At 69.7% G+C, this 26,226-nt stretch carries 24 protein-coding genes; 7 read left to right on the top strand and 17 right to left on the bottom strand.

Annotation, left to right across the window (positions count from 1 at the left end; genetic code table 11):
* Genes RZE79_RS08485 through RZE79_RS08475 form a run of 3 tightly spaced genes read right to left on the bottom strand, consistent with a single transcriptional unit; the run spans position 1 to position 3,289 of the window.
* Positions 1-972: a VWA domain-containing protein gene (locus RZE79_RS08485; protein WP_319359896.1), complete on the bottom strand. Its 972-nt coding sequence runs from the start codon at positions 970-972 to the stop codon at positions 1-3.
* Positions 973-1,017: 45 nt separating this feature from the next.
* Entirely contained in the window at positions 1,018-1,962 is a 945-nt protein-coding gene (locus RZE79_RS08480) for a protein kinase family protein (protein ID WP_319359893.1), read from the bottom strand.
* 16 nt (positions 1,963-1,978) lie between these two features.
* Positions 1,979-3,289, bottom strand: a complete 1,311-nt coding sequence (locus RZE79_RS08475; protein ID WP_319359891.1) for a hemolysin family protein — start codon at positions 3,287-3,289, stop codon at positions 1,979-1,981.
* A gap of 23 nt (positions 3,290-3,312) precedes the next feature.
* Here RZE79_RS08475 and RZE79_RS08470 point away from each other — a divergent pair, with 23 nt between their 5' ends.
* Positions 3,313-4,164, top strand: a complete 852-nt coding sequence (locus RZE79_RS08470) for a symmetrical bis(5'-nucleosyl)-tetraphosphatase (protein ID WP_319359889.1) — start codon at positions 3,313-3,315, stop codon at positions 4,162-4,164.
* Positions 4,165-4,186: 22 nt separating this feature from the next.
* On the opposite strand, the gene RZE79_RS08465 is transcribed toward RZE79_RS08470, so the two are convergent.
* Positions 4,187-5,740 carry a M20/M25/M40 family metallo-hydrolase gene (locus tag RZE79_RS08465; protein WP_319359887.1) on the bottom strand — a complete coding sequence of 518 codons (1,554 nt, stop codon included), beginning with the start codon at positions 5,738-5,740 and terminating at the stop codon, positions 4,187-4,189.
* A gap of 138 nt (positions 5,741-5,878) precedes the next feature.
* Here RZE79_RS08465 and RZE79_RS08460 point away from each other — a divergent pair, with 138 nt between their 5' ends.
* On the top strand, positions 5,879-6,835 hold the full coding sequence (locus RZE79_RS08460) for a LysR family transcriptional regulator (RefSeq protein ID WP_319359885.1): 957 nt from the start codon (positions 5,879-5,881) through the stop codon (positions 6,833-6,835).
* Here the strand turns inward: RZE79_RS08460 and RZE79_RS08455 are convergent.
* Positions 6,801-7,316, bottom strand: coding sequence for a response regulator transcription factor (locus tag RZE79_RS08455; RefSeq protein ID WP_319359884.1), 516 nt, complete (start codon positions 7,314-7,316; stop codon positions 6,801-6,803). The genes RZE79_RS08460 and RZE79_RS08455 overlap by 35 nt on opposite strands.
* A 239-nt stretch (positions 7,317-7,555) precedes the next feature.
* Between RZE79_RS08455 and RZE79_RS08450 the strand changes: the two genes are divergently transcribed.
* Positions 7,556-8,584 (top strand): helix-turn-helix transcriptional regulator, encoded by a 1,029-nt coding sequence (locus RZE79_RS08450; RefSeq protein WP_319359883.1) that lies wholly within the window; start codon positions 7,556-7,558, stop codon positions 8,582-8,584.
* Here the strand turns inward: RZE79_RS08450 and RZE79_RS08445 are convergent.
* From RZE79_RS08445 to RZE79_RS08415, 7 genes are all read right to left on the bottom strand, one after another.
* Positions 8,581-9,543 carry an ABC transporter substrate-binding protein gene (locus RZE79_RS08445; protein ID WP_319359882.1) on the bottom strand — a complete coding sequence of 321 codons (963 nt, stop codon included), beginning with the start codon at positions 9,541-9,543 and terminating at the stop codon, positions 8,581-8,583. The genes RZE79_RS08450 and RZE79_RS08445 overlap by 4 nt on opposite strands.
* Positions 9,544-9,579: 36 nt before the next feature.
* On the bottom strand, positions 9,580-10,722 hold the full coding sequence (locus RZE79_RS08440) for a cytochrome c (RefSeq protein WP_319361125.1): 1,143 nt from the start codon (positions 10,720-10,722) through the stop codon (positions 9,580-9,582).
* Between the two features lies 1 nt (position 10,723).
* The gene (locus RZE79_RS08435) at positions 10,724-11,512 is read right to left on the bottom strand and encodes an ABC transporter ATP-binding protein (RefSeq protein ID WP_319359881.1); all 789 of its coding nucleotides are present in this window, start codon (positions 11,510-11,512) and stop codon (positions 10,724-10,726) included.
* Positions 11,506-12,573, bottom strand: a complete 1,068-nt coding sequence (locus RZE79_RS08430; protein ID WP_319359880.1) for an ABC transporter permease subunit — start codon at positions 12,571-12,573, stop codon at positions 11,506-11,508. The genes RZE79_RS08435 and RZE79_RS08430 overlap by 7 nt, the downstream gene beginning before the upstream one ends.
* Positions 12,570-13,574 (bottom strand): ABC transporter substrate-binding protein, encoded by a 1,005-nt coding sequence (locus RZE79_RS08425; protein ID WP_319359879.1) that lies wholly within the window; start codon positions 13,572-13,574, stop codon positions 12,570-12,572. Before RZE79_RS08425 ends, RZE79_RS08430 begins: the two co-directional genes overlap by 4 nt.
* Positions 13,575-13,603: 29 nt before the next feature.
* Positions 13,604-14,428, bottom strand: coding sequence for a class II aldolase/adducin family protein (locus RZE79_RS08420; protein ID WP_319359878.1), 825 nt, complete (start codon positions 14,426-14,428; stop codon positions 13,604-13,606).
* 152 nt (positions 14,429-14,580) lie between these two features.
* Positions 14,581-15,690 (bottom strand): LLM class flavin-dependent oxidoreductase, encoded by a 1,110-nt coding sequence (locus RZE79_RS08415; protein WP_319359877.1) that lies wholly within the window; start codon positions 15,688-15,690, stop codon positions 14,581-14,583.
* A gap of 218 nt (positions 15,691-15,908) precedes the next feature.
* Here RZE79_RS08415 and RZE79_RS08410 point away from each other — a divergent pair, with 218 nt between their 5' ends.
* The 4 genes from RZE79_RS08410 to RZE79_RS08395 are packed head-to-tail and all read left to right on the top strand — an operon-like array spanning position 15,909 to position 20,348.
* On the top strand, positions 15,909-17,141 hold the full coding sequence (locus RZE79_RS08410; protein ID WP_319359876.1) for an acyl-CoA dehydrogenase family protein: 1,233 nt from the start codon (positions 15,909-15,911) through the stop codon (positions 17,139-17,141).
* Positions 17,138-18,109 (top strand): ABC transporter substrate-binding protein, encoded by a 972-nt coding sequence (locus RZE79_RS08405; RefSeq protein ID WP_319359875.1) that lies wholly within the window; start codon positions 17,138-17,140, stop codon positions 18,107-18,109. The genes RZE79_RS08410 and RZE79_RS08405 overlap by 4 nt, the downstream gene beginning before the upstream one ends.
* Positions 18,106-18,705: a cysteine dioxygenase gene (locus RZE79_RS08400; protein ID WP_319359874.1), complete on the top strand. Its 600-nt coding sequence runs from the start codon at positions 18,106-18,108 to the stop codon at positions 18,703-18,705. The genes RZE79_RS08405 and RZE79_RS08400 overlap by 4 nt, the downstream gene beginning before the upstream one ends.
* Entirely contained in the window at positions 18,702-20,348 is a 1,647-nt protein-coding gene (locus RZE79_RS08395) for a rhodanese-related sulfurtransferase (protein WP_319359873.1), read from the top strand. Before RZE79_RS08400 ends, RZE79_RS08395 begins: the two co-directional genes overlap by 4 nt.
* A 70-nt stretch (positions 20,349-20,418) precedes the next feature.
* Here the strand turns inward: RZE79_RS08395 and RZE79_RS08390 are convergent, their stop codons facing one another.
* The 5 genes from RZE79_RS08390 to RZE79_RS08370 all read right to left on the bottom strand — a co-directional run bounded on the left by RZE79_RS08390 (position 20,419) and on the right by RZE79_RS08370 (position 26,186).
* Complete coding sequence (locus RZE79_RS08390; protein WP_101492660.1) at positions 20,419-21,894, bottom strand: DEAD/DEAH box helicase; 1,476 nt, start codon at positions 21,892-21,894, stop codon at positions 20,419-20,421.
* Between the two features lie 130 nt (positions 21,895-22,024).
* A complete protein-coding gene (locus RZE79_RS08385) occupies positions 22,025-22,918 on the bottom strand; it encodes a neutral zinc metallopeptidase (RefSeq protein ID WP_319359872.1) in 894 nt (297 codons plus the stop codon).
* 112 nt (positions 22,919-23,030) lie between these two features.
* Positions 23,031-23,597: a dCTP deaminase gene (gene dcd / locus RZE79_RS08380; protein WP_099795730.1), complete on the bottom strand. Its 567-nt coding sequence runs from the start codon at positions 23,595-23,597 to the stop codon at positions 23,031-23,033.
* A gap of 81 nt (positions 23,598-23,678) precedes the next feature.
* A complete protein-coding gene (guaD, locus tag RZE79_RS08375) occupies positions 23,679-24,965 on the bottom strand; it encodes a guanine deaminase (protein ID WP_319359871.1) in 1,287 nt (428 codons plus the stop codon).
* A 105-nt stretch (positions 24,966-25,070) separates the two neighbouring features.
* The gene (locus RZE79_RS08370) at positions 25,071-26,186 is read right to left on the bottom strand and encodes a BMP family ABC transporter substrate-binding protein (RefSeq protein WP_319359870.1); all 1,116 of its coding nucleotides are present in this window, start codon (positions 26,184-26,186) and stop codon (positions 25,071-25,073) included.
* Positions 26,187-26,226: the final 40 nt, after the last annotated feature.

Below are 26,226 nucleotides of genomic sequence, written 5' to 3'. Positions count from 1 at the left end.
TCAGCCGAAGAGCCGCTTCCACCACGAACTGCGCGCGCCGTTGCCCGCGACGGGCGTGGCGCGGCGCGGTGCGGTCGGGTCGAGCAGCGCGGCGTAGCCGTCGAGCGCGTGCAGCACGCCGCCGACGCGCTCCTTGGCCATGCCGGTGGCGCCCATCACGCCGGCCAGTGCGTCAAGGTTGGGCACGGCCTTTTCGGTGAGCGCGACGATGCCGGCGGCGACCGCGCAGGCGTCGTCGGGCGAGTCCATGCAGATCACGTGGTCGCCGAGCAGTTCGCGCCAGCGCGGCTCGCACCGGCGGCGGCGTTGCGCATCGGGAATCAGGAAGAACAGGTGCGTGGTCTCGGCCGCGGCGGCGATGACTTCCTCGATGGGAATGTCCTCGTCGAGCTTCTCGCCGATGAGCCCTTCGACCTGGTGGCGCGACACGGCCGGGTACGGCAGCTCGTCGCCGGTGACGAACAGGTAGCCGCGCTTCTTGCGCTTGACCCAGCAGTCCATGTCGGTGTGCTGCGCCATGACGTAGAAGGCCAGCTCGTAGCTTTCTTCGCCGCTGCCCCCGCCGCCGCCTTCGAGGTAGCTCCAGGTGAGCCACTGGTCCATGAGGTTGGCGGTCGATTCGAACTGGCCCACCTGCAGCGGTGCCTGGTCGGAGGTGGCGTCGCCGATGGCCATGAACAGCAGCTGGGGGTCGGCCACGCCACAGTCGGTCAAGAGCTTCATGAAGGTGGGCAGCTCGCGGCGCGCCAGGGTCTGCGGGATGTCGCCCATCGAGCCGGTGACGTCGAGTGCGAACACGATGCCCAGCGAGTTCGGGTGGTCGGCGTTGTCGCGCGACTCGCGCACCTTGAGCCCCTGCGGGTTCATGAGCATGTGCGTGGCGGTCTGCGTGAAGACTTCGCTGCCGGACTTGGCGGCGCGGTCGGCCACGATGGCCGCGTGCGCGGCGTGCGAATAATTTCCGTAACCCATGGGGGTGCTCCTTCGTGCGGGAAAAAGTGAAAGGCTGGCGGGCCGTTAGCGAACCGGCGCGGGGTCGAAATGAACAAAACGCGGCGGCCCGAAGGCCTCGCGCGAAGCGGCCGACAGCGCCTGCTCGATGCCCTGCGCGCCCAGGCGTTCGCAGGCGATGGCGTCGTCGCTGCATTCGCGCAGCAAGGCGGCGAGCGGTGCAGGCGTGGCGCCATCGGACAACAACGCGCCCACGCTGCGCGCCGACGCCATCAGGTCGCGCCCGATGGCGCCGCCCGACACATCTTGCCGCGCCTGCGACCAGCCGATGAGCAGCACGCCGTGGTCGCGCGGATGCACGAGCGCATGAGCGGGCGTGAGCGCGCGGTGCGTCCAGCCGGCGCCGTGCACGAAGGCCAGCACCTCGAGCATGCGCCGCCAGAGCCAGACGGCATGGCGCGCGTCGATGCCTTGCGGGCTATTCGCCTGCTGCACCTCTTGCAGGCTGCCCCAGAAACCGGTCGGGTGCCGCAGCACGAGCGCCTGACGCTCGCCGTCGCCGAGGCCTTGCGCCACGCCCAGGCCCAGCGGCTGCGGCAGCCGCCGCGTGAAGTAAGCCGCACCGGCCACCGACAGGGCTTGCAGCGCCTGCAGCACGGCGGCCTCGCGTGCCAGCACGGCGTCGCCGGCCGCGTCACGCGCAAGCTTGATCGTCACGCGCTCGGGCACGGCGCCGAGCCGTTCGGCGAGCAGCACGTCGCTGTGCTCGCCGTGGCCCAGCGGGGCGAGCACGCGGTAGTGCGCGCCGCGCCATTGCAGGAGGCGGCCGGTGTCCGTGAGCTGCGACGCATTGGCGCGCCGCCAGGCGGCGCGAAAGCTCTCGCGCTCGACGGTTTCGGTGCCGCGCGTGATGGTGGCGCCGCAGTAGCCGCAGTGGACGGTGCGCCAGCGCGCCGCGCGCGGCAACGGCGCCGAGCATTGGGGACAACTCAGTGCAAGCAGCGACAGCATGGCCGCGCCCTCCTCTTCAGTCTTCTTGTGGCGCGGCCGGGTCCGGCGAGGCCAGGATGCGGTCGATGCGGCGCCCTTCGAGCGCCACAATCTCGAAGCACCAGCCCGCGCAATCGATGTGCTCGCCCACAGCGGGCAGGTGGCCCGACACGGACATCAGCAGGCCGGCCACGGTGTTGTAGCGGCCGCGCTCTTCGTCGGGCAGCTCGCGGATGCCCAGGCGCGCGCGCAGTTCCGACACGGGCATGAGGCCGTCGAGCTCCCACACGCCGTCGGCGCGCTGGTGGGCCCAGGCGTCGGCCTGCATGCCGGGCTGCAGCTCGCCGGTGATGGCTTCGAGCAGGTCGCGCGGTGTCATGAGGCCCTGCACCACGCCGTACTCGTCGACCACGAACACCAGCCGGCCGGCGCGCGTGCGGAACTGTTCGAGCAGCTCCATGCCGGTGAGCGTCTCGGGCACGAACACGGCGGGCGTGGCCTCCTGGCCCAGCACGCCCTCGTGCGCGGAGCCCAGGCGCAGCAGGTGCGCCACGCTGATCACGCCGACCACGTCGTCCAGCGAGTTGCGGCACACGGGGTACCACGAATGCACGAGGTTGAGCGCCGCGGCGTCGGCCACCTTCTGCAGCGCCTGCGCGACGCTGTTGGAGGCGTCGAGCCATTCGATGTCGGCGCGCGGGATCATGAGCGACGACAGGCGGCGGTCGTCCAGGTGGAACACGTTGCGCACCATCTGGTGCTCGTGATGCTCGATGACGCCCGCGTCCACGCCTTCTTCGAGGCTGGCCGAAATCTCTTCTTCAGTGACCGAGCGCGCGGCGTTGGCGTCGATGCGCAACAGCTTCAGCGTGGTGGCGGTGGCGCCGGCCAGCAGCCACACGAAAGGCTTGGCGCCCTTGGCCAGCCCGCGCATGGGGCGCGCCACGAAGCGCGCCACGGGTTCGGGGTACAGCTGGCCGATGCGCTTGGGCACCAGCTCGCCGAAGATGATGGTGAAGAAGGTGATGCAGGTCACCACCAGCGCGGTCGACACGATGCTGGCGGAGGCGGCGCCCATGCCGACGCTTTCCATCCACACCGCGAGCGGCCCCGCGAAGGCGGCCTCGCCGACGATGCCGCTGAGCATGCCGATGGACGTGATGCCGATCTGCACCGTCGAGAGGAATTGCGTGGGCGATTCCATCAACTTCAGCGCCGCCTCGGCGCCGGTGTCCCCCGTTTCGGCCAGGGCCGCGAGGCGTGCGCGGCGGCTGGTGGAAAGGGCCATTTCGGACATTGCGAACACCGCATTGAGGGTGGTCAGCAAGGCCAGCAGGAAGACATCCATGAACAGAGGGGGAAAATGAGGGAATGTCACTTTACTGTATCGGCGACGTCCAGGGCTGCGATGCCCCCCTGGGCCGACTGCTCGACAAGATCGATTTCTCCCCCAGCCGCGACACCCTCGTGGTGCTCGGCGACCTGGTGAACCGGGGCCCCGATTCGGCCGCGGTGCTGCGCCGCCTGCAGGGCTACGGCGCGGCGGCGTTGTGCCTGCTGGGCAACCACGACCTGCACCTGCTGGGCGTGGCGCATGGCGTGCGCAAGGGCGGCCGCAAGGACACGGTGGCCGACCTGCTGGCCGCGCCCGACAGCGAGGCGATGCTCGACTGGCTGCGCCAGCAGCACATGGCGCTGCACATGCAGGTGGGCGGCGGCGACCTGCTCATGGTGCACGCCGGCGTGCTGCCGCAGTGGACGGTGGGCGAAACGCTGGCGCTGGCGTCGGAGGTCGAGTCGGTGCTGCGCGGCCCCGCATTGGGCGACTTCCTGCACGAGATGTACGGCAACACGCCCGACCACTGGGACGACGCACTCACGGGCCATGCGCGGCTGCGCGTGATCGTCAATGCGCTGACGCGCCTGCGCTTTTGCACGCCCGAGGGCGTGATGGAGTTCGAGAGCAAGGACGGCGCGATTCCCGGCCCCGAGGGCTTCCTGCCGTGGTTCGACGTGCCGGGTCGCAAGACCGCCGCGGCCACCGTCGCCTTCGGCCACTGGTCGACGCTGGGCTGGCTCTCGCGGCCCGATCTGCTGTCGACCGACACGGGCTGCGTGTGGGGCGGCTGCCTGAGCGCGGTGCGCTTCGGCGCGACGCTGGACCAGCGCGAGCTGATCCAGGAGAAGTGCGAACAGGCGCAGAAGCCCCGCAAAGGGGCTTGAGCGACACGGGGCTCGTGCGGGCTCAGAACCCGTGCGTCATCAGCGCGTACACCGTCTGCACGCCGGTCACGTAGTTGCCCATGCGCAGGTTCTCGTTGGCCGCGTGCTGGTTGTTGTCGGCGTTCACCAGCGGAATGATCGCGAACGGCACCTGCAGCACGCGCACGATTTCCGCGGTCGGCACGGTGCCGCCCATCATGCGGATGCGCACCGGCTCGGGCGAGGTGCCGAAGGTGTCGGTCAGCGCCTTGTACGCCCACTGGCCGATCGGTGAATTGATCGGCGAGCCCGCCGCGTCGGCGCCTTCGCTGCGGTAGCTGAAGCTCGCGATCTTGTCGTAGCGGGCGCGCTCCTCGTCGGTCGGCGCGCCCTTCACGAGGTGGTAGCCCTGCTTGACGATGTGCGCCTCGATGAGCTTGCCCAGGTACGGCGCGTCGGAGTCGGGCGTGGTGCGCAGGTCCATCTCGGCTTCGGCCTTGTCGGGGACGATGTTCGCCACCTTGTCGCCCACGGCCGCCGAGGCCATGCCGCGCACGTTCAGCGAGGGGTACTGCATCGCCTCCTGGTAGTTGGCGCCGACCTTGTCGGTGCGCGCGATGCCCAGGCGCCGCTTGAGCGCGGCCTCGTCGTCGGGCACGGCGGCCATGATCTTGCGGTCGGCCTCGCCGATCTTCACGCGGTCGTAATAGCCCGGCACGGTCACGCGGCCGGTGTCGTCCTTCATCGTGGCCAGGAGGCTGGCGAGGCGCTGGGCCGGGTTGGGCGCGTAGTTGCCGTAGTGCCCGCTGTGCAGCGGCACCTTGGCGCCGTACACGGTGAGCCGCGCATCGGCCGCGCCGCGGTTGCCGAACACCAGCGTGGGCCGGTTGGTCGCGTGCATGGGGCCGTCGTGGATCACGATGGCGTCGCTGCGCAGCAGCTCGCGGTGCGCCTGCATGACCTGGCTGATCGACGGCGAGCCCTTTTCTTCCTCGCTGTCGAGGATCACCTTCACGTTGACCGCCGGCTGGCCGCCGCCGGCCTTGAGCGCATCGATGGCCGCGAGCAGCATCATGATCGGGCCCTTGTCGTCGGCCGAGGCCCGGCCGAACACGCGCCACTCGGGGTCGAGCGGGCCGCTGAAGAGCGGGGCCGCGTCGATCTCTTCCCACTCGCCCTTCTCGGTCTTGCGCTTGAGCACGGGCGTCCACGGGCTCTTCTGCGCCCACTGCGCCGGAATGACCGGCTGGCCGTCGAGGTGCATGTAGAACAGCACCGTCTTGCGCGCGGGGTCGCTGCCCGGGAACTCGGCGAAGAGCATCGGCTTGCCGCTGTTGGGCAGCTGCTTCGTCGTGAAGCCGCGCTTGCGGAAGGCCTGCTCGAGCCAGTCGACGTTCTTGCGGATGTCTTCCGGCACGGTGGCGTCGTTGGGCAGGGCCAGCAGCTCGAAGTACTCGCGGTAGGTGCCCTGCGCATGGCGCTCGGCCAGGGCCGGCGAGAGTTCGGCCGACTGCGCGAGGCCGTGGCCCATGAGCAGGAAGGCCGTGGGCACCAGCGCCATCAGGCGGCGGGGAAAGCGAGGAGAAGGGGTGGACATGGATGGCGGCGCAGAAGGAGCAGGACGGAGAACGGGTGTCTGCGCAGCATAAAAAGCGCGCACCTTTTCAACAATTGCTATTTTCTTGAGCTACCTTTGCGTTTGACGCAAACCTCGCGCCGCCCCGCTCCCCCGTCCATGCCCAGCCATCGCCTCCAGGAAACCTCGCTGCGCTACTTCCTCGAAGTGGCCCGCACCGGCTCGCTCACCGAGGCGGCCACGCGGCTGAACGTCAGCATCTCGGCCGTGAGCCGCCAGGTGGCCACGCTCGAATCCTGGATGGGCGTGCCGCTGTTCGAGCGCCGTCCGCGCGGCATGGTGCCCAGTGCCGCCGGCGAGTTGCTGGCGGCGCATGCCCTGCGCGGCGCGCTGGAGGCCGAGCGCGTGCTGTCGGACATCCAGGCGCTGCAGGGGCCGCTGAGCGGGCGCGTACGCATCGCCTGTTCCTCGGGCTTCGCCAACGAGTTCCTGCCGCGCACCATCGCGGCGTTCCGCGCGCAGTACCCGGGCGTGCGCTTTCGGCTCGATGCCACCGGCCCGTCGCAGGTGAGCGATGCCGTGCTGCTCGGCGAGGCCGACATCGGCCTCACCTACAGCCGCGCGGCGGTGCGCGGCATCCGGGTCGAGCATCGCCAGCCGGCCTCGGTGTTCGCGATCATGCGGCCCGACCATGCGCTGGCGAAGTCGCGCAGCGTCACGCTGGCGCAGATGCTTCCCTTTCCCATCGCACTCAGCAGCCCCGAGAACACGGTGCGCCAGCTGTTCGACGTGGGCTGCAGCAACCGCGGCCTCGTGTTCGACCCCGTGCTGGTCAGCAACCGCTTCGAGGCCATCGCCCACTTCGTGCTGCAGGACGGCGGCCTGGGCATCACGGGCGAGATCACGGTGCGCGACCGGCTGCAGCGCGGCGACCTGGTGGCCGCCGAGATCCGCGAGCCCGGCATGCGCGGGCGATCGGTCGAACTGCAGACGCTGGCCGACCGCACGCTGCCGGAGGTGGTGCGCACCTTCCTGGCGTACCTGCGCGCGCAGTTGCCGGCGCCGGGCGCCCGTGCCGCGGTCAGTTGCGAACAGGCCCCGCCACCGGAAACCTGATCACCCGCCGCTGCGCCGCGCCCGACGGCCGCAGCAGCCCGCGCTGCGTGGCCTCGTGCACGGCCTGCGTGCGCGAATGGACCGACAGCTTGCGGTAGATGCTCTTGATCTGGCTGGCGACGGTGCTGTCGGAGCGGTGCAGCGCCTCGGCCACGCGGCGGTTGCTCCAGCCCTGGGCCACGAGTTCCAGCACCTTGAGTTCGCGTGGCGAGAGCAGGCCTTCGTCGCAGGGCGCTTCGCGCGCCCCGTCGAGCCCATGGGCTTCCAGCGCAGCGTCCTCGATGTCGCAAAGAATCTGCCGCGCCGTGCGCGCAGCGACCCACACATCGCCGCGTTCGACCGCCGCCATCAGGTTGGCCAGCTGCAGTTGGTTGGCTTGTGCAAAGAGCCGCGCGGCGGCGTTCGCGGCCACCGCCGGGCTCAGGGGCGGCCCGTCGTCCAGTGCCGACATGGCACGCAGCTCGGCGCTTCCTTTGGACATGTCAATGCTCGCTCGGTGGGTCAACACTCAGGGGAAAAAGGGAATCTGACGCCCCGACGCAATGGAAATGCCATGCAAGGACGCCTGTCGCGAGCCTGAGGTCGCTTTGTAAACAGCCTTGACCATCCGTCTCAGTTCTTGGGAAAATTCCGCAAAATCTGTGATTTTTTAACGCCTAATTCGTACTATTTGGCGGAAACGGCCCCCTTCTTCCCCCTGGTGCCGCGTCGACCCCGCCCATGACACACCCCGCCGCCACGGCCCCCGAACGCCCCCTCTCTCCCCCGGGCGTGGCGCACAGCCACTTCGATGTGCGCGCGGAACCGCCTGACCGGCAGTTCCTGGCCTGGCGCGCGCGCGTCGGCCACGTGATGGACGCCCTGCCCTCGCGCGACGTGCTCGATCGCCCCTTCAACGCCGCGATCGACCGCTACGACGTGGGCGGCCTCGTCTTCACCGAATGCCGCGCCGACGCGCTGGTGATGGAGCGCTCGCTGGCGCGCGTGTCGACCGACAGCGTGCGCGACTTCGCCTTCCATGTGTTCGAGCACGGCCGCATGGACGACGTGCGGGTGCGCGCCGCGCCCCGTGCCCTGCGCAAGGGCGAGCCGCCTGCGGGCACGGTCACCCTCCTCGCGCTGGACATGAACCAGCCGGTGCGCCTGCGGCGCAGCGACTGCCGGGTTCACACCTTCTTCGTGCCGGGCGCGCTGGTGCAGGAAACCTTCCCCGATCCCGAGGCCCTGCACGGCCGCATGCTCGCCTGCACCACGCCGGCGGCGCGGCTGGCGGCCGCGCACGCGATCTCGCTGGCGCGCCACATCGGCGGCATGACGCCCGCGGCGGCCCAGAGTGCGGTGCGCACGGGTGCGCAGCTGGCGGTGTCGGCCTTCGGCAAGCAGGCCGGCTTCGAAGGCAACGCGCGCGCGGCGGCACGCGCGGCCATGTTCGACCAGGTGCGCCGCCATGTGCAGACCCACCTGCACCGCGCCGACCTCACGCCCGAGAGTGTGCTGGCCGCGCTGCAGCTGCCGCGCCCCACGCTGTACCGCATGTTCCAGCACGAGGGCGGGCTGGGCAGCTACATCCGCGGCCTGCGGCTGCGTCAGGCGGCGAGCGACCTCGCGCGCTACCCGCACGTGCTGGTGACCGACGTCGCCTACGGCGCGGGCTTTGGCAGCGCCTCGGATTTCAGCCGCGCCTTCCGCCGCGCCTACGGCATCGCGCCGCAGGACTTTCGCGTGCAGGCGCTTGAACGACGCTTCTAGGCCGCCGTACCGAAGCCCGTGTCGAACGTGCCCTTCACGTCGAGCGGCTGCTTGATGAGCCCCACCTGCCGGTAGAAATCGGCCGTGCCCTGCTGGTCGGCGATGACCTGCGCGTCGATGGCGATCCACTGCTGCTGGCGGCGCTCGAACTGCAGCTTCGCCGCCTCGGGCGGAATGCCGATGATGCGTGCGAGCGTGGCCGAAAACGCATCGACGTTGCGGTACGACCAGCGCTGCGCCTTCACCACGCGCTGCAGAAAGTCCTGCAGCACCGGTCGCTTCGCGGCAATGGCGGCATCGGTCGCCGCGAGGTAGCTCAGCCCCGGCAGCAGGCCGCGTCCGCTGACCAGCACGCGCGCGTGGCGGCTGATTTCGGCCAGCGCGGTGTAGGGCTCCCACGTGGCCCACGCGTCGACCGAGCCTTGCGTGAGCGCAAGCTTGGCATCGGCCGGTGCGAGGAAACGCAGGTTCACGTCCTCGGGCTTCAGCCCCGCCGCGGTGATCGCCTTGAGCGTGACGTAGTGGCCGATGGAGCCGCGGTTGGTGGCGATGCTCTTGCCCTTGAGTTCGGCAGCGGTCTTCAGCGGTGAATCGGGCCGCACCAGCACCGCCGTGCCGTAGGCATCCGAGCGGTTCGCACCGATGGCCTTGACGCGCGTGCCGGCCGCGAGCGCGAAGATCAGCGGCGCGTCGCCGATGGGGCCCGAATCGACCGCGCCCGCGTTGAGCGCTTCGGCCAGCGGCGCGGCGGCCGGGAACTCCGACCACTGGATGTCGTAGCCGAGCCCTCCGAGCCCGCCCGCCGCTTCGAGCAGCGCACGCAGCCCGCCCTTCTGGTCGCCGGCCTTGAGCACCGGGCGGCCCTGCGCGCGCACGAAGGCGGGCAAGGTGGCGGTCGTGGCGGCGGCAAGGCCGCCGGCAAGAAGTTGGCGGCGTGATCGGTCGAGGTGCGAGGTCATGGTTGGTTCTCTGTAGAAAGCGATGAAAAAAGGAAATCAGTGGATGAAGCCGCCCTTGACGAAGCGCACCGGCTCGGCGTCCATGCGGGCGATGAGCGCGCCCAGGCCGTCGAGCGGCAGCACGGCCCCCTTCGCCGAGGCAGCCGGCGGGCTGTCGCTGCGGCACAGCAGGTCGTCGTCGGACCAGCCGGCCTGTCCCGGCTGGCCGCGCACGCGCAACCAGCCATCGCGGTCGGCGATGAGCTGCATGCCCGCCAGTTGGTCGGTGCCCGCGATGAGTGCCAGTGCCTCCCACGCGGCCGGTGAATCGGCGACGCAATCGGACGTGACACCTGCTGCAATCGACGCAGGCGGCAGCAGTTGCACCGTCACCAGGCGCGGGTCTTCGCTCGGCGCGACAGCGCCCGCCACGACGCGCACGCGCTGTCCGCGCCAGTGCGCGAGCGACCGGGGCGCCTGTGCGCCGCAGCGCACCGCCATGTCGGGCAGGCCGACGGGCTGCGGCCAGTGGCCCAGCGCGCGCAGGCTCTGGCCCGCGCCCTGCGCCTTCATGTAATCGATGAGCGCCCACGCATCAGCCGCGTCGAGCGCACCGCCGAAGCCGGGCATGGTGGCCGTGCCGTGAAGCACGCGCCAGAGCAGGTCGCCATCGGCGCGACGCCACAGCAGCGGGCCCGTGAGGTTCGGTGGCCACACGGCGAGCGAAGCCGCGAGGGGCCCCTCGCCCTTGCCATCGGTGCCGTGGCAGCTCACGCAGTGCTGCGCGTAGAGCACGCGCCCCTGCGCGATGGACGCGGCCTTGAAGCCGGTCGGCGACGCCTGGAAACTCGTCGGCGTCGCAGGCACCAGCACGACGTTCGCGTGCGGCCACGGCGCGGCGATCAGCAGCATCGGCACCAGCGCGAGCAAATACCAACGCGGGCGCCGCCAGAGCAGCGCGATCACCAGCAGCAACAGCGCCACGCCGACACACACCAGCGTCCACGCGAGGCTGCGCGCCTGCCCCAGGTCGATCAGCAGGTTCTCGCCCGACAGCCGGTGCGCCCACGGCCACGCCGGCTGGCCGTGCACATGGCGTACGAGGCCGAGCGCATCGAGCACACGCAGCAGCTGCAGTTGAGCGCCCTGGAGCAGGCCGATCAGCAGGTTGAGCCAATCGGCCTCGGGCTTGCTGTTCATGTCACCAGGTGGCGTCGAGCCCCAGGTGGCGCAGCGCTTCGTGGCGCAGTTCTGCCAGCCGCGCATGGCCGCGATGCCGCGGGTACGGCAGGTCAACCACGAGTTCGGCCGCGATGCGCGCGGGCCGGTCGCTCAGCACGATCACGCGGTTGGCGAGGAACAGCGCTTCTTCCACGTCGTGCGTCACCAGCAGCGCCGAGAAGCCCGCGCGCTGCCACAGGTTGACCAGCTCGCTCTGCATCGCGATGCGCGTGAGCGAGTCGAGCTTGCCCAGCGGCTCGTCGAGCACCAGCAGCTGCGGGTCGTTGACGAGCGCGCGCGCCAGCGCCACGCGCTGCGCCATGCCGCCCGAGAGCTGGTGCGGAAAGGCTTTCGCGAACTCCGTGAGGCCGACGAGCTTCAGCGCCTCGTCGACGCGCCCGCGCTGCGCCTTGAGCACACCGCGCGCCTGCAGGCCGAGCGCCACGTTGTCCCACACGCTGCGCCAGGGGTAGAGCGTCGGGTCTTGAAAGACGACGATGCGCGACGGGTCGGGCCGCGTGATGGGCACGCCGTCTTGCGTGATGTGCCCGGCCGTGGCGGACTCCAGTCCGGCCACGAGACGCAGCAGCGTCGACTTGCCGCAGCCGCTCGGCCCGAGCAGCGCGACGAACTCGCCGGGCTTCACGCGCAGGTCGATGTCGTCGAGCACCTGCAGCGGACCCGCCGGCACGTCGAACCAGTGGCTCACGCCGTGGATGTCGATCTGCGCGCCGGCCTGGCGCACATCGGCTTCAGCGGCGGCTACCATTTGACGGTCCCCTTCTGCCACGACAGCACGCGGTCGCGCACCTTGAACAGCAGCGTGATCAGGCCCGAGCACAGCAGTGCCATCACGATCAGCGCCGCGTACATGTTCGAATACGAAGCCCAGCCCTGCGCCCATGACAGGTAGAAGCCCAGCCCGGCCTTCACGCCCATCATCTCCGCCGTCACCAGCACCGAGAACGCGGCACCGAGCCCCATGAACAGGCCCACGAACACCTGCGGCAGCGCGGCGGGAATCGCCACGCGCAGCACCAGGAAGCGTTCGCTCGCGCCCATGGTGCGCGCCACGTCGTAGTAGTTGCGATTGACGCCGGCCACGCCGGACCACGTCAGCACCGCCACCGGAAAGCCCGTGGCCAGCGCGATGAGGAACACAGCCGCCGCATAGCTCGACGGAAAGAAGAAGAACGCCAGCGGCAGCAGCGCCGAGGCCGGCACCGGCCCCACGAAGCGCAGCACCGGATGCACCCAGTAGCCCGCGATGCGCGACCAGCCGATGGTCACGCCCGTGAGAAATCCCGCGAGCGCGCCCAGCACGAAGCCGTGGGCAAGCAGCCGCGCCGAATGCGCCAGGCTTTCGCCGAGGCGGCGCCAGTCGTCGATGTAGGTTTCGATGAGGCTCTGCGGCGGCGCGAAGAACGGCGTGGGCAGCAGCGCGAGCTTGGCCGTGGCGATCTCCCAGAGGGCGAACAGCACCGGCAGCGCGACCAGCCACGGCCCGGCCGGCCGCAGCGCGCGCGCCACGCGGCCCGCGCGCGTGCCGAGCAGCGCCACGAGCAGCAGCGCCGCACCGATGGCGAGGGCGGCGATGCCGAACTCGTCGGTGTAGGCCCAGTCGCTGAAGCCCACGGCCTTGTTGGGCCAATAGATGGTGAGCAGGCCCAGCGCAACCCAGCCCGCGCTCGCGAGCGCGCCGGTCCGCCAGAAGCCTTCGGCGGGGCGCGCGAACACGGAGGCTGGCGCGGCCTTTTCGATGCCGGGGCGGCGCCAGTTTCCTGGCGCCTGCGGTGGTGCCTCCAGCACCCGATCAATGACGGCGCTCATGCCAGCGGATCGAAAGACACGTGCTCGGCGAAGCGCGCCGGGTCGGTGGTCTTCTTGAGCACGCCGACGCTGCGGAAATCGCGCGCATAGAACTCCACCTCGTTGCGCAGGTTCTTGCCCAGCGGATGGTGGTTGTGCGTGAGCGTGCCCAGCAGCGCGCGCAGGTCTTCGACCGGCACCTTGGGCGAGTACTTGGCGAAGAGCTTGGCCGACTCGTTCGGGTTCTCGGCCACGAAGTCGGAGGCCTGCGCAATGGCACGCACCAGCGACGCGACGGTCGCCTTGTCCTTGCGCACCAGCTCGCCGCGCGCGCCGACGATGCAGCAGACCTTGTCCTTGTACTCGCCCGAGAGGTTGCTCGCGAGCTCGACGAAGGTGCCCTGGTTGCGCTTCTCGATGAGGTACACGTTCGGGTCGCCGTCGGCAATGGCGTGGATCTCGCCCTTCTTCACCGCGATGTCGAGCAGGTCGGCCGGGTACTGGCGCCAGATGACGTCGCGGTCGGCGTCGATGCCGTTCTTCGCGAGCAGGATCGAGAAGAAGTTCTTGCCCGGGCTCGCGATGTCCGACACGCCGATGATCTTGCCCTTGAGGCTCGCCAGGCTGGTGGCGCCCGCGGCCTTGGCGCCCACGAGGCGCACGCAGCCGCCGTGCGAGCTGCCGACGATCTTCACGTCGAAGCCCGATTCGAGCGGCTTGAGCCAGCGGTGGATCATGCCCACGGCCGCATCGGCCTTGGCGGTGGCGAGCGATTCGAGCAGCTGGTCGGTCGAGCCTGTGTAGTTGACGAGGTCCACCTGCAGGCCGTTGCGCTCGAAGTAGCCGCGCTCCTGCGCCACCACCACGGGCGAGAGGCAGAACGCGGCGGCGTTCCATGCAAAGGTGAGCTTGCGCGTCTGCTGCGAAAAGGCCTGCGAGGCGATGAGGCCGCCCGAGGCGACCACGGCGGCGGCAGCGCCGGTGCGCAGCACGCTGCGGCGGGAAAGAAGGGATGCGTTCATCGGGGAAAGGCTCCGGGGGTTCATCGTCGTCAAAGCAGGAGTTCGGGTTCGGCCTCGACCAGCCCTTCGTACAGGCTGTCGAAGGAATGGATGGCGCCTTCGGGCCCGCCGATCTGGCCGTGCGTGTGGCGCGCGGTGGCCTCGTCGATCGGCTGCGGCGTGCCGGCGGCCTCGGCCAGCAGTTGCGTGTGGCAGGCGTTGTCCAGCGCGATGTACCACCACGCGGCAGCCTCCACCGTGGGGCCCGCCGTCAGGATGCCGTGGTTCTTGAGGATCGCGCCCTTCTTGTCGCCCAGCGCGCGGGCGATGCGATCGCCCTCGCTGGTGTCGACCACCATGCCGGTGAAGTCGTCGAACAGCGCCACGTCGTCGTGGAACACGCAGGCGTCTTGCGTGAGCGTGTCGAGCTTGCGGCCCAGCGTGGACCAGGCCTTGCCGTAGGTCGAGTGCGTGTGGGCGGCGGCCACGATGTTCGGGTTGTGCTCGTGGATCGCGGCGTGGATGGCGAAGGCGGCCTTGTTGAGCGGCCGGTCGCCGACGACCGTCTCGCCCTTCGCGTTGACCAGCAGCAGGTCGGACACCTTGATGCGCGAGAAGTGGATGCCGAGCGGATTGACCCAGAAATGGTCGGTCAGCTCGGGGTCGCGCGCCGTGATGTGACCGGCCAGGCCCTGCGCGAAGCCGAAGCGCGCGAACAGGCGGAAGGCGCCGGCGAGGCGCTCCTGCCGGTGGCGGCGCTCGGCCTGCACGGTGGGGCGCGGCGGGATGGGGTCGAACCAGTGCTTCTGCTGTGGGTTTGCGTGGAGCTTCAGCGGTTGGGGGGTGTGGCGGTCGATGGAGAGAACGGCACTCATCGGATTCCTCGTGTTCGGTTTTTTGTTTTTGCTCCTTCCCCCTCTGGGGGAAGGCTGGGATGGGGGCAAGCGGCGCTTGCAAGGCTGCGGTGTCGTGAAGGCCGCTTGCCCCCACCCCTGCCCTCCCCCAGAGGGGGAGGGAGAAAGACACGTCAGGCCGCCTTGCGAACGGAGGCCGCGCGCTGCGCGACCAGTTCACGCGTGCGCGGAATCAACTCACGCCCATAGTCCGTCGCGTCTTCCAACGGATCGAAGCCGCGAATCAGAAACGTCGTCACGCCCAGGTCGTAGTAGTCGAGCAGCGCATCCGCGACCTGCTCCGGCGTGCCGACCAGCGCGGTGCTGTTGGAGCGCCCGCCGATCTCTTGCGCGACCGCCGTCCACAGCCGCTTGTCGAGCCGCGAGCCCTTCTCGGCCGCGGCCAGCAGGCGCTTGGCCCCTTCGCTCTGCTGCGGCCCGCCGCGGTTGTAGCCCTGCACCACACGCAGCCGTTTCGTCTCCGCCAGGATGTTCTCGGCGCGCGCCCATGCGGCGTCTTCGGTCGCCGCAAGGATCGGCCGGAACGACACCGAGAAGCGCACGCTGCGCCCGTGCTTGGCCGCCTCGGCGCGCACGCGCGTCGTGAGTTCGCGCGCCTGGTCGAGCGATTCGCCCCACAGCGCGTACACGTCGGCGTACTTGCCCGCGACCGGAATCGCGGCCTCCGACGCACCGCCGAAGTACACGGGCACGTGCGGCTTGCCGTTGCGCGTCTGCAGCGGCTTCACTTCGGAGAACGCGTTCTGGAAGCGGTAGTGCGCGCCTTCGTGGTCGAAGGGCTTCTCGGCCGTCCACACCTTGTGCAGCACCTCGAGGTATTCGTCGGTGCGGGCGTAGCGTTGGTCGTGGTCGAGCCAGTCGCCGTCGCGCTGCTGCTCTTCGTCGGAGCCGCCCGAGATGTAGTGCACGCCGAGCCGGCCGCCGCTGAACTGGTCGAGCGACGCGAACTGCCGCGCCGCGAGCGTGGGCGCCACGAAGCCCGGGCGGTGCGCGAGCATGAAGTGGATGCGCTCGGTCACCGAGGCCGCGTAGGCCACCGTGAGCGTGGCGTCGGGGCTGGTGGAATGGTGCGGCACCAGCACGCGGTCGAAGCCGGCGTTCTCGTGCGCCTGCGCGAAGGCGCGCACGTAGTCGCGGTCGAGGGCCGGGCCCTTGGCGGCGTGGATCTCCGAGACCTTCTGGCCCTGGATCATGCCGATGAATTCAACGTCGTTCTGGCTCATGGTGTCCTCGTGGATGCGGATGGAATGAAGGGGTCAGGCGGCGGGCAGCCGCCGCAGGTTCTCGAAGTCATGGCTTGTGTTCTTTCTTCTTCACTCACGTTCGAGGAGAAGCGAGACCGTACCGAGACGGGCCCCGAAAACGAACGCAGAAAAACGAATTTGGATATGCGCGATGCATCCTTCGCGCGCTGGCAGCGGGCCTTTACCGTGCGGGCACCATGAGTGCACTCCCCTTGCGCCGCGCGCCGGCCGTTCCCGACACAGACACCCCGCCCTCCATCGACCCTGCCGTGCTGGCCCGCCTGTCGGACCAGTTCGCGTCCACGGCGGCCGACCACGACCGCAGCGGCGCCTTTCCGCGGCAGAACTTCGAGGCGCTGCAGGCGCACGGGCTCATCGGCCTCGTCGCGCCTGCCGCGTACGGCGGCGGTGGTGCCACGCTGGCCACGGCGCGCCGCGTGATCGCGGCAGTCGCGCGCGGCGAACCCGCCACCGCGCTGATCCTCACCATGACCTACCTGCAGCACCAAGCGCTCGCACGCCGCGAGAGCCGCTGGCCCGCGCACCTGCGCGAGCGCGTGGCACGCGACGCGGTGGCGCATGGCGCGCTCATCAACGCGCTGCGCGTGGAGCCTGCGCTGGGCTCGCCGGCGCGCGGCGGCCTGCCCGGCACCGTGGCGCGGCGCACGCCCGAGGGCTGGCGCATCGACGGCCACAAGCTCTACACGACCGGCATCGAGGGCCTGTCGTGGCTCGCGGTCTGGGCCCGCACCGACGAGCCCGCGCCGCGCACCGGCGTGTTCCTGATGCCACGCGACGCGCCCGGCATCCGCGTGATCGCGAGCTGGGACCACCTGGGCCTGCGCGCCTCGGGCAGCCACGAGGTGGCCTTCGAAGACGTCGCCATTGCCGCCGACCACGCCGTCGATCTGCGCGCGCCCGTCGACTGGGCGCCCGGCGCCGGCAGCCAGACCGACATCGACGCCCATGCGGCACAGCAGGCCTGGATGGTCGTGCTGCTGGGCAGCCTCTACGACGCCGTGGCGTGTGCCGCGCGCGACTGGCTGGTCGACTTCCTGAACCGGCGCGCGCCCGGCAGCCTCGGCGCGCCGCTGGCGAGCCTGCCGCGCGTGCAGGAGCAGGTGGGCGAGATCGAGGCGCTGCTGCGCACCAACCGCGTGCTGCTCGACGACGCAGCCGCCGCGGTCGACAGCGGCCACACGCCGCCTGCCGCCGACAGCGGCCTGCTCAAGCACACCGTGACCACGCACGCGATCCGCGTGGTCGAGCTGGCGCTGCAGCTGAGCGGCAACCACGGGCTCACGCGCCAGAACCCGCTCGAACGCTACTATCGCGACGTGCTGTGCAGCCGCATCCACACCCCGCAAAACGACGCGATCCTGGTCGCGGCGGGCCAGCGTGCGTTGCAGGCATCGGGAGGTGTCGCATGAGCGCGCTGCAAATTTCTCGCCGCACTTGGCTCGCGCAAAGCGCTGCGTTGTCGCTGGCCGTGGCCGGCCCGCTGCGCGCGGTGGCGCAGCCCAAGGCCACGCTGGTGCTCGGCGACCAGGCCGGCGGCCTGCGCTCGCTGTTCGAGGCCTCCAAGGCCCTCGACGGCGCGCCCTTTGCCTACCGCTGGGCCAACTTCCAGGGCGCCGCGCCGCTGTTCGAGGCGCAGCGCAGTGCCGCCGTCGACACCGCGATGGCCGGCGACCTGCCGGTGCTCGCGGCGGCCGTCGGCAAGACGCCGCTGAAGATCGTCGCCACGCGCGTCGGCAAGGCCGAGTCGCTGGGCCTCGTGGTGCAGCCCGACTCGCCGCTGCGCAGCGTGGCCGACCTGCGCGGCAAGACGGTCGTCGTCTCGTCGGCGCGCGGCAGCATCTCGCAGTACCAGCTCTACGGCGCGCTCGAAGAGGCCGGCGTGCGGCGCGACGAGGTCACGGTGAAGTTCGTGCTGCCCACCGACGCGGCCGCCGCGTTCGCGTCGAAGCAGATCGACGCCTGGGCCATCTTCGACCCCTACTACGCGATCGCGCTGCAGCAGGGCGGACGCATCCTGCGCGACGGGCGCGGCATCAACACGGCGCTGGGCTTCATCACCGCGAGCGAGCATTCGCTGGCCGATGCGGCCAAGCGCGAGGCCATCGTGCAGTTTCTCGACCGGCTCGCCCGCGCGGGCGACTGGGCGCTGGCCAACCCCGAGGCCTACGCGCAGGCGTACAGCCAGCTCACACGGCTGCCGATTGCGTCGGCGCGCCTCATCACGGCGCGTGCCTCGGTCGCGGGACGTCCGGTGAGCGAGGCCGACATCGTCGCGCTGCAAGCCGTGGCCGACCGCTCGGCGCGCGACGGTATCCTTCCGGTGCGCGTGGACGTGCGCGCGATCACCGACACCCAACTTTGGAAACGCCCCGCATGATTGCTCCGCTGCGCGATTTCGTCGGCGCCTTCGGCCGGTTGCTCGACAGCCACCCCGACGAGCCGCGCATCCTGTCCGAAGGCGGCGCGCTGCTGCGCACGCTGGTGGCGCGCGACGACTGGCTGCCCGACGCCTTCGCCGTGGCCGACCCGACCTACTACCAGCAGTTCCTGCTGCACGCCGACAGCACCGAGCGCTTCTCGGTCGTGAGCTTCGTCTGGGGACCGGGCCAGGCCACGCCGATCCACGACCACACGGTGTGGGGCCTCATCGGCATGCTGCGCGGCGCCGAGTACAGCCAGCCCTACGCGCTCGACGCCGACGGCACCGCGCGGCCGCAGGGCGAGCCGGTGCGGCTCGACGCGGGGCGTGTCGAGGCCGTGTCGCCCACCGTGGGCGACCTGCACCGCGTGCACAACGCGCATGCGGACCGGGTGTCGATCAGCATCCATGTGTACGGCGCCAACATCGGCGCCGTGCGCCGCCACACCTATCCGGCCGAAGGCGGGCGCAAGCCCTTCGTCTCCGGTTACTCCAACACGCTGCTGCCCAACCTGTGGGACCGCTCCGCCGAACTCCGAAACACTGCCGCATGACGACGACCACGACTGCCATCACCGCTTCCTTTCCCCTGCTGCCCTTCGCCACGCTGCGCGAACGGCTGATCGCGCGCGAGGAAACCGCGCTGCTCGACCTGCGCGAGGAAGACCCGTTTGCGCAGGAGCACCCGCTGTGGGCCGCCAACCTGCCGCTGTCGCGCATCGAGATCGAGGCGTGGCGACGCATTCCGCGGCGCGACACCTTCATCGTGCTGTACGGCGCGCACGACGGTGTCGATCTCGCCCCCCTCGCGGCGCGCACCTTCGCCGCGCTCGGCTACACGAACGTGCACCTGCTCGACGGCGGCCTCGAAGGCTGGCGTGCGGCGGGCGGCGAGCTGTTCCGCGACGTCAACGTGCCGAGCAAATCGTTCGGCGAGCTGGTCGAGCACGAGCGGCACACGCCCTCGCTGTCGGCGCCCGAGGTGAAGGCGCTCATCGACAGCCGCGCCGACGTGGTCGTGCTCGACGCGCGCCGCTTCGACGAATACCAGACCATGAGCATCCCCTCGGCCACCAGCGTGCCCGGCGCGGAGCTGGTGCTGCGCGTGCGCGAACTCGCGCCCGACCCGGCCACACGCGTGATCGTGAACTGCGCGGGCCGCACGCGCAGCATCATCGGCACGCAGTCGCTCGTGAACGCGGGCATTCCGAACCCGGTGGCCGCCCTGCGCAACGGCACCATCGGCTGGAAGCTCGCGGGCCAGGTGCTCGACCACGGCGCGGGCCGGCAAGCGCCCGCCGCGGTGTCTGAGGCCAACCGCGCGCAGGCGCAGGCCGACGCGCGCCGCGTGGCCGACGCTGCGGGCGTGCGCCGCATCGCCCTCGACGCACTCGACACGCTCGAAGCCCCAGGCCGCACCGTGTACCGCTTCGACGTGCGCACGCCCGAGGAATACGCCGCTGGCCACCTGCCCGGCTTCGCGAGCGCGCCCGGCGGGCAGCTCGTGCAGGAAACCGACCACCAGGTGCCGGTGCGCGGCGCACGCATCGTGCTGGCCGACGACGACGGCGTGCGCGCGTCGATGAGCGCCTCGTGGCTCGCGCAGATGGGCTGGGAGGTGTACGTGCCCGATGCGGTGCCGCCGACCTCCGCGCTCAGCGAGACCGGCACGCCGACGTCGGCCTACCCGCCTGTCGCGGCCACGGTCGCCGAGATCGCACCCGAGGCGCTGGCCGAGTTGCTGAAGCAGCAACCCACCACCGTCGTCATCGACGTGACCACGAGCGCCAACTACGTGAAGCGCCACATTCCCGGCGCCTGGTACGCGATCCGCGCGCAGCTCGCGCAGGCGATCGATGGCAAGGCCATCCCGTCCGCGCCGCGCTACGTGCTGACCTGCGGCAGCAGCCTGCTTGCGCGCTACGCCGCCGCGGACCTGCGCGCCCTGTTCGATGCACGCGGCCAGCGCGATGTGGAAGTGCAGGTGCTCACGGGCGGCAACACCGCCTGGTTCGCCGCCGGGCTGCCGGCCGAGACCGGCGAGACCCGCCTGGCCACGGCCCGCACCGACCGCTACCGCCGGCCCTATGAAGGCACCGACGCGCCCGTCGAGGCCATGCAGGGCTACCTGGACTGGGAGTACGGGCTGGTGGAACAGCTGGGGCGCGACGGCACGCATCACTTTCGCGTGGTCTGAGCGCGCAGAGCGCAGACGAAAAAAAACCGGGCACTGCCCGGTTTTTTCTTTCACTGTGCGCGCCACCGGTTCAACCCGGTTCGGCCGCCTTGAACAGTGCCGCGACCTTGCGTTTGCTCTTGATGTTGCTCGAGATGCCGCGTGCGGGCGAGGCCTTGGCCGACGCTTCCCAGGCCGGTGCGGCCTCGCGCTCGCCGGATTCGTAGGGCTTGTCGAAGAACGGATCGCGCGGTGCGGACGGTGCGCGGTGCGGGCGTCCGCCAGCGCTGCCGCTCATGCTGCGGCGGGGTTCCACGTCGCGGCGTTCGCGCGGCTGGTCGAGCACGTCGCGCGCGTCGCCGGCTTCGCCTTCTTCGCGCCAGTGGCGGCGTCCGTCGTTGATGCGACCGCGCGGGCGGTCTTCTTCGAACTCGACGGGTTCGAGCTCGATCTTCTTCTTGATCAGCTTCTCGATGTCGGCCACCAGGCGCGCATCGTTGCCGCCGCTGGCGAAGCTCACGGCCAGGCCCGAGGCGCCGGCACGGCCCGTGCGGCCGATGCGGTGCACGTAGTCTTCGGCGTTGAACGGGATGTCGAAGTTGAAGACGGCGGGCACGTCCTTGATGTCGAGGCCGCGGGCCGCAACGTCGGTGCACACCAGCAGGTCGACTTCGCCGGCCTTGAACGAGGCGAGCGCCTTCAGGCGTTCGTCCTGGCTCTTGTCGCCGTGCAGTGCGGTGGTACGCAGACCGTCGCGCTCCAGCGAGCGTGCGAGGCGCGCGCAGCCGAGCTTGCTGTTGACGAACACGAAGGCCTGCGTGATGCCGCGCTGCTTGACGATCTGCTTGAGCGCACGGCGCTTGTCGTCGTCGGAGACGCTGTAGAAGTGCTGTTCGACGGTGGAAGCCGTTTCGTTCGGCCGCGCCACTTCGATGGTGACCGGGTTCTGCAGGTAGCTGCTGGCCAGTCGCTTGATTTCGGGCGAGAAGGTGGCCGAGAACAGCAGCGTGGTGCGCTGCTTGGGCAGGTAGCTCAGGATGCGCTGCAGGTCGGGCAGGAAGCCGATGTCGAGCATCCGGTCGGCCTCGTCGAGCACGACGTATTCGACTTGGTTGAGCACCGCGTTCTTGGCTTCGATGTGGTCGAGCAGACGGCCCGGCGTAGCCACGAGCACTTCGACGCCCTTCTTCAGCTCCAGCGTCTGCGGCTTCATGTCGATGCCGCCGAACACGACCGTGCTGCGCAGGTTGGTGTACTTGGCGTACAGCTTGACCTGTTGCGCGACCTGGTCGGCCAGTTCACGCGTGGGCAGCAGCACCAGCGCACGCACCGGATGCCGCGCGGGCGAGGTGGAGGCGTTTTCGTGCTTGAGCATGCGCTGGAGCAAGGGGAGCGAAAACGCCGCCGTCTTGCCGGTGCCGGTCTGCGCGGCACCCATCACGTCCTGGCCTGAAAGCACCACCGGAATGGCCTCTGCCTGGATGGGCGTCATGGTCTCGTAGCCCATTTCGGCCACGGCGCGGGCCAGCGGTTCTGCCAGCGAAAGATTGGAGAAGGACATTGTCATTGAGCCCTCTATTGTCGCATTGCCGCAAAAAACGGCAGTGACAACGAAACGACAACGTCCGCAAAGCGCGAATTGCTATTTATTCGATAGCAAAAACCCCAATGAATCCGGGGTCCTCAGGACACAATCTTTACAGATTGCGCGCGTTGAAGGTGTCGCAGGACTTCATTTCACCCGTCTGATAGCCCGTGCCGAACCAGCGTTGGCGCTGCGCACTGGAGCCGTGGGTGAAGCTGTCGGGCACCACGGCGCGGCCTGCGGAACGCTGCAAAGCGTCGTCGCCGATCTTCTGCGCAGCGTTCATGGCGGCCTCGATGTCGCCCGGATCGAGCCACTTCTTCGACTCCTGCGAGTGGTGCGCCCACACGCCCGCGAAGCAGTCGGCCTGCAGCTCGACACGCACGCTGATCGCGTTGTTCTGCGCCTGGCTCAGGCGCCCGCGCATGCCGTCGACCTTGGCGGTGATGCCGAGCTCGTCCTGCACGTGATGGCCGACCTCGTGCGCAATGACGTACGCCTGCGCAAACTCGCCCGGCGCGCCGAGCTGGTTCTTGAGGGTGTCGTAGAACGCCAGGTCGATGTAGACCTTCTTGTCGCCCGGGCAGTAGAACGGCCCCATGGCCGATTGACCGGTGCCGCAGGCCGTGGGCGTGGCGCCGCGGAACAGCACGAGCCGGGGTGCCTGGTAGGTGCCGCCGTTCTTGCGGAAGAGATCGGTCCAGACCACTTCGGTGTTCTTCAACACGGTGGAGACGAAGGCTGCTTCGCGGTCGCCGGTGGGCGGCTTGGGCGCGGGGCCTTGTTGCTGTTGCTGCACCTGGGCCGGACTGCCACCGCCGCTGAGCAGGCTCAGCACGGTGAGCGGATTGATCCCGAAGACCCAGCCCGCGATGAGCGCGACCGCGATGGTGCCGATGCCGATGCTGCGGCCACCAAACAGGCCGCCACCGCCACCACCTCCGCCGCCCCCACCGTCACGGCGATCTTCGACGTTGTCGGATTGTTCGTTGCCTTCCCATCTCATCGCAGTCTCCTTGCCGGCTTGCTGATCGGCGTATTTGCCGGAACGTCGCAGGATGGTACTTGGCCTGACGGCCGGTGGCGTAACCGGCGGTCAGGAGACGCGCATCAGCGCGTCAGGTCTTGGGCAGCGTGACGCCGCGCTGGCCCTGGTACTTGCCGCCGCGGTCCTTGTAGCTGGTTTCGCAGACCTCGTCGCTCTCGAAGAACAGCACCTGTGCGCAGCCTTCGCCCGCGTAGATCTTGGCGGGCAGCGGCGTGGTGTTGCTGAACTCCAGCGTCACGTAGCCTTCCCATTCGGGCTCGAACGGGGTCACGTTGACGATGATGCCGCAGCGCGCGTAGGTGCTCTTGCCCAGGCAGATCGTGAGCACGTTGCGCGGGATGCGGAAGTACTCCACCGTGCGTGCCAGCGCGAAGCTGTTCGGCGGAATGATGCAGTAGTCGCCGTGCATGTCGACGAAGCTCTTCTCGTCGAAGTTCTTCGGGTCGACCACGGTGCTGTGGATGTTGGTGAAGACCTTGAATTCAGGCGCGCACCGGATGTCGTAGCCGTAGCTCGAGGTGCCGTAGCTGATGATCTTGTGGCCGTTGTTCTCGCGCACCTGGCCCGGTTCGAAGGGGTCGATCATTCCTTCGTTTTCGGCCATGCGCCGGATCCATTTGTCGCTCTTGATGCTCATATGCGCTCGCTGATGCTGCTGCGGGGGAATCGGGGCCGAATTGTGGCATGGGCGCCCTGCGCGCCCTCCCCCGCGCGCAGATCAGCCCGCCTGCGAAATCACCGTGCGCTCGACCAGCCGGTCGTCGCCCAGCACGATCATCGCGAACAGCAGCTCTTCGAGGTTGTTGGCCAGCGAGGTCTTGCGCGCCAGCAGCGGCGTGGCGGAGGGGTTCAGCACCAGGAAGTCGGCCTCGCAGCCCGGCTGCAGGTTGCCGACCACGCCGTCGAGCCCCAGCGAACGCGCGGCGCCGCCGGTGTGGTGCCACCACAGCCGCGAGGGCGCGATGCTCAGGCCGGTCTTGGTCTGGCCCTCGCGGCCCACGTAGTACGCGGCCAGCATGGTGTGGAAGGGGCTGAAGCTGGTGCCGCCGCCCACGTCGCTGGCCAGGCCGTAGGGCTGCTCGAGGCGGTCGGCCGCACCGAAGTCGAAGAAGCCGCTGCCCAGGAACAGGTTGCTGGTGGGGCTCACGGCGGCGGCCGTCTTGGTCTCGTGCATGAGTGCACGGTCGGTGTCGTCCAGGTAGATGCAGTGGGCGTACACGGCGCGTTCGCGCAGCAGGCCGAAGTCGGCGTACACGTCCAGGTAGGAGCGCGACTTCGGGTACAGCTCGCGCGCCCACTTCACCTCGTCGCGGTTCTCGGCCACGTGCGACTGGATCCAGGTGTCGCCGTACCTGGCGGCCAGCTCGCCGGCACCGCGCATCTGCGCGTCGGTGCTGGTGGGCGCAAAGCGCGGCGTGATGGCGTAGCCCAGGCGGTCGACGTTGTGCCACTTGCGGATCAGCGCCTCGGTGTCGACCAGGCTCTGCTCGGTGTCGTCGCGCACGCCGTCGGGCGAGTTGCGGTCCTGCAGCACCTTGCCGGTGATCATGCGCAGTTTGCGGCGCTGCGCGCTCTCGAAGAAGGCGTCGACCGAGGCGACGTGCGAGGTCGCGAAGGTCAGCGAGGTGGTCACGCCGTTGCGCAGCAGCTCGTCGAAGAACACGTCGGCCACCACGCGCGAATGCGCGGGGTCGGCGAACTTGCTCTCGGCGGGGAACGTGTAGTTCTCGAGCCAGGGCAGCAGGCCGGCGGCGGGCGCGCCGATGATGTCGGTCTGCGGGTAATGCACGTGCATGTCCACGAAGCCCGGCGCCAGGATGCGGCCCGGCAGGTGGGTGGTGTGGGCGCCGGCATGGCGCTGCGACACGTCGGCATGGCTGCCGGCGTCGAGCACGCGCTGGCGGCCGGTGCTGTCGGGGGCGACGACCAGCAGGCCGTCTTCATCGAAGACAGGCAGGCCGGCGGCGTCGAATCGCAGGAGGGAGGCGCGGTAGGCTTTTTTCATCGTGGATTCGGAGGGTAATCCAGCCCCGGACGGCGGGAATTGCCCTGCGCGTATGAGTGCTATACGCGGAACGCACTCTTCAGACGCAGGAAAAGGAGGCGGCGCTCAGCGGCTCACCCGCCCCTGCACGCCCTCGGCCAGCCAGTTCATCTGCAGGATCTGCTCGTCGCTGAGCTGCACGCCCTTGGCGATCGCGACGCGGCCTTCGTTGTCGCGCACATCGGTGGTCACCGCACGGAACGGCTGCAGCTTGCCCGCCGCGATGTCCTGCTGGCGCGCGAGCACCTCCTGCTGCACGGCCTTGGGCACCTTCGTGCCGAAGTCGCCGACGCGGATCATTCCTTCCTTCACGCCGCCCCAGAGGTTGCCGCTCTTCCAGGTGCCGTCGAGCACCGCGCGGGCACGCTGCGTGTAGTAGCCGCCCCACTGGTGCGTGACGGCGACGATCTGCGCGTCGGGCGCGATCTTGCGCATGTCGGAGTGATACGCCACAGCCATCTTGCCGCGCTCCTGCGCAGCGGCCATCACGGCGGTGGAGCCCGTGTGGAAGGCGAGCACGTCGGCGTTCTGGTTGAACAGCGCCATCGCCGCGTCGCGCTCCTTCGGCGGATCGAACCACGCGTGGAGCCACACCACGACCACCTTGGCCTTCGGGTTCACCGAGCGCATGCCGAGCGTGAAGGCGTTGATGCCCTGCAGCACCTCTGGAATCGGAAAGCCCGCCACGTAGCCGGCCACGTTCGTCTTCGTCATGCGCCCGGCCGCGATGCCCGCGAGGTAGCGGCCTTCGTAGTAGCGGGCGTTGGCGGTCGCCACGTTGGGTGCGGTCTTGTAGCCGGTGATCGACTCGAACTTCACGCCGGGAAAGTCCTTCGCGACCTTCAGCGTCGGCTCCATGTAGCCGAAGCTGGGCGTGAAGATCAGCTGGCTGCCCTGCTGCGCGAGGTCGCGGATCACGCGCTCGGCGTCGGCGCCCTCGGGCACGTTCTCGACGAAAGTGGTGTTCACGCGCGGGCCCAGCGCCGCCTCGACGGCCTTGCGGCCCTCTTCATGCTGGCGCACCCAGCCGGCATCGGTGACCGGTGTGACGTAGACAAAGCCGATCTTCAGGGCGTCCTTGGCCAGGGGCGGCTTCGGCGGCGCGGTCTGCGAAAAGGCGGGGGATAAAAAACAGGCGGTCACCCACGCCAGAACGGCGCGGCCCGCGAGGTTTTTGTACATGGTGGTCCTCTACATGGCCCCGGAAATGACAAACCCCGCC

This window comes from Variovorax sp. EBFNA2 (assembly GCF_033802765.1).
GTDB classification, from domain to species: domain Bacteria; phylum Pseudomonadota; class Gammaproteobacteria; order Burkholderiales; family Burkholderiaceae_C; genus Variovorax; species Variovorax paradoxus_H.
Note: the sequence above shows the minus strand (reverse complement) of the source record. Positions and strands in the feature narration are given on the sequence as shown.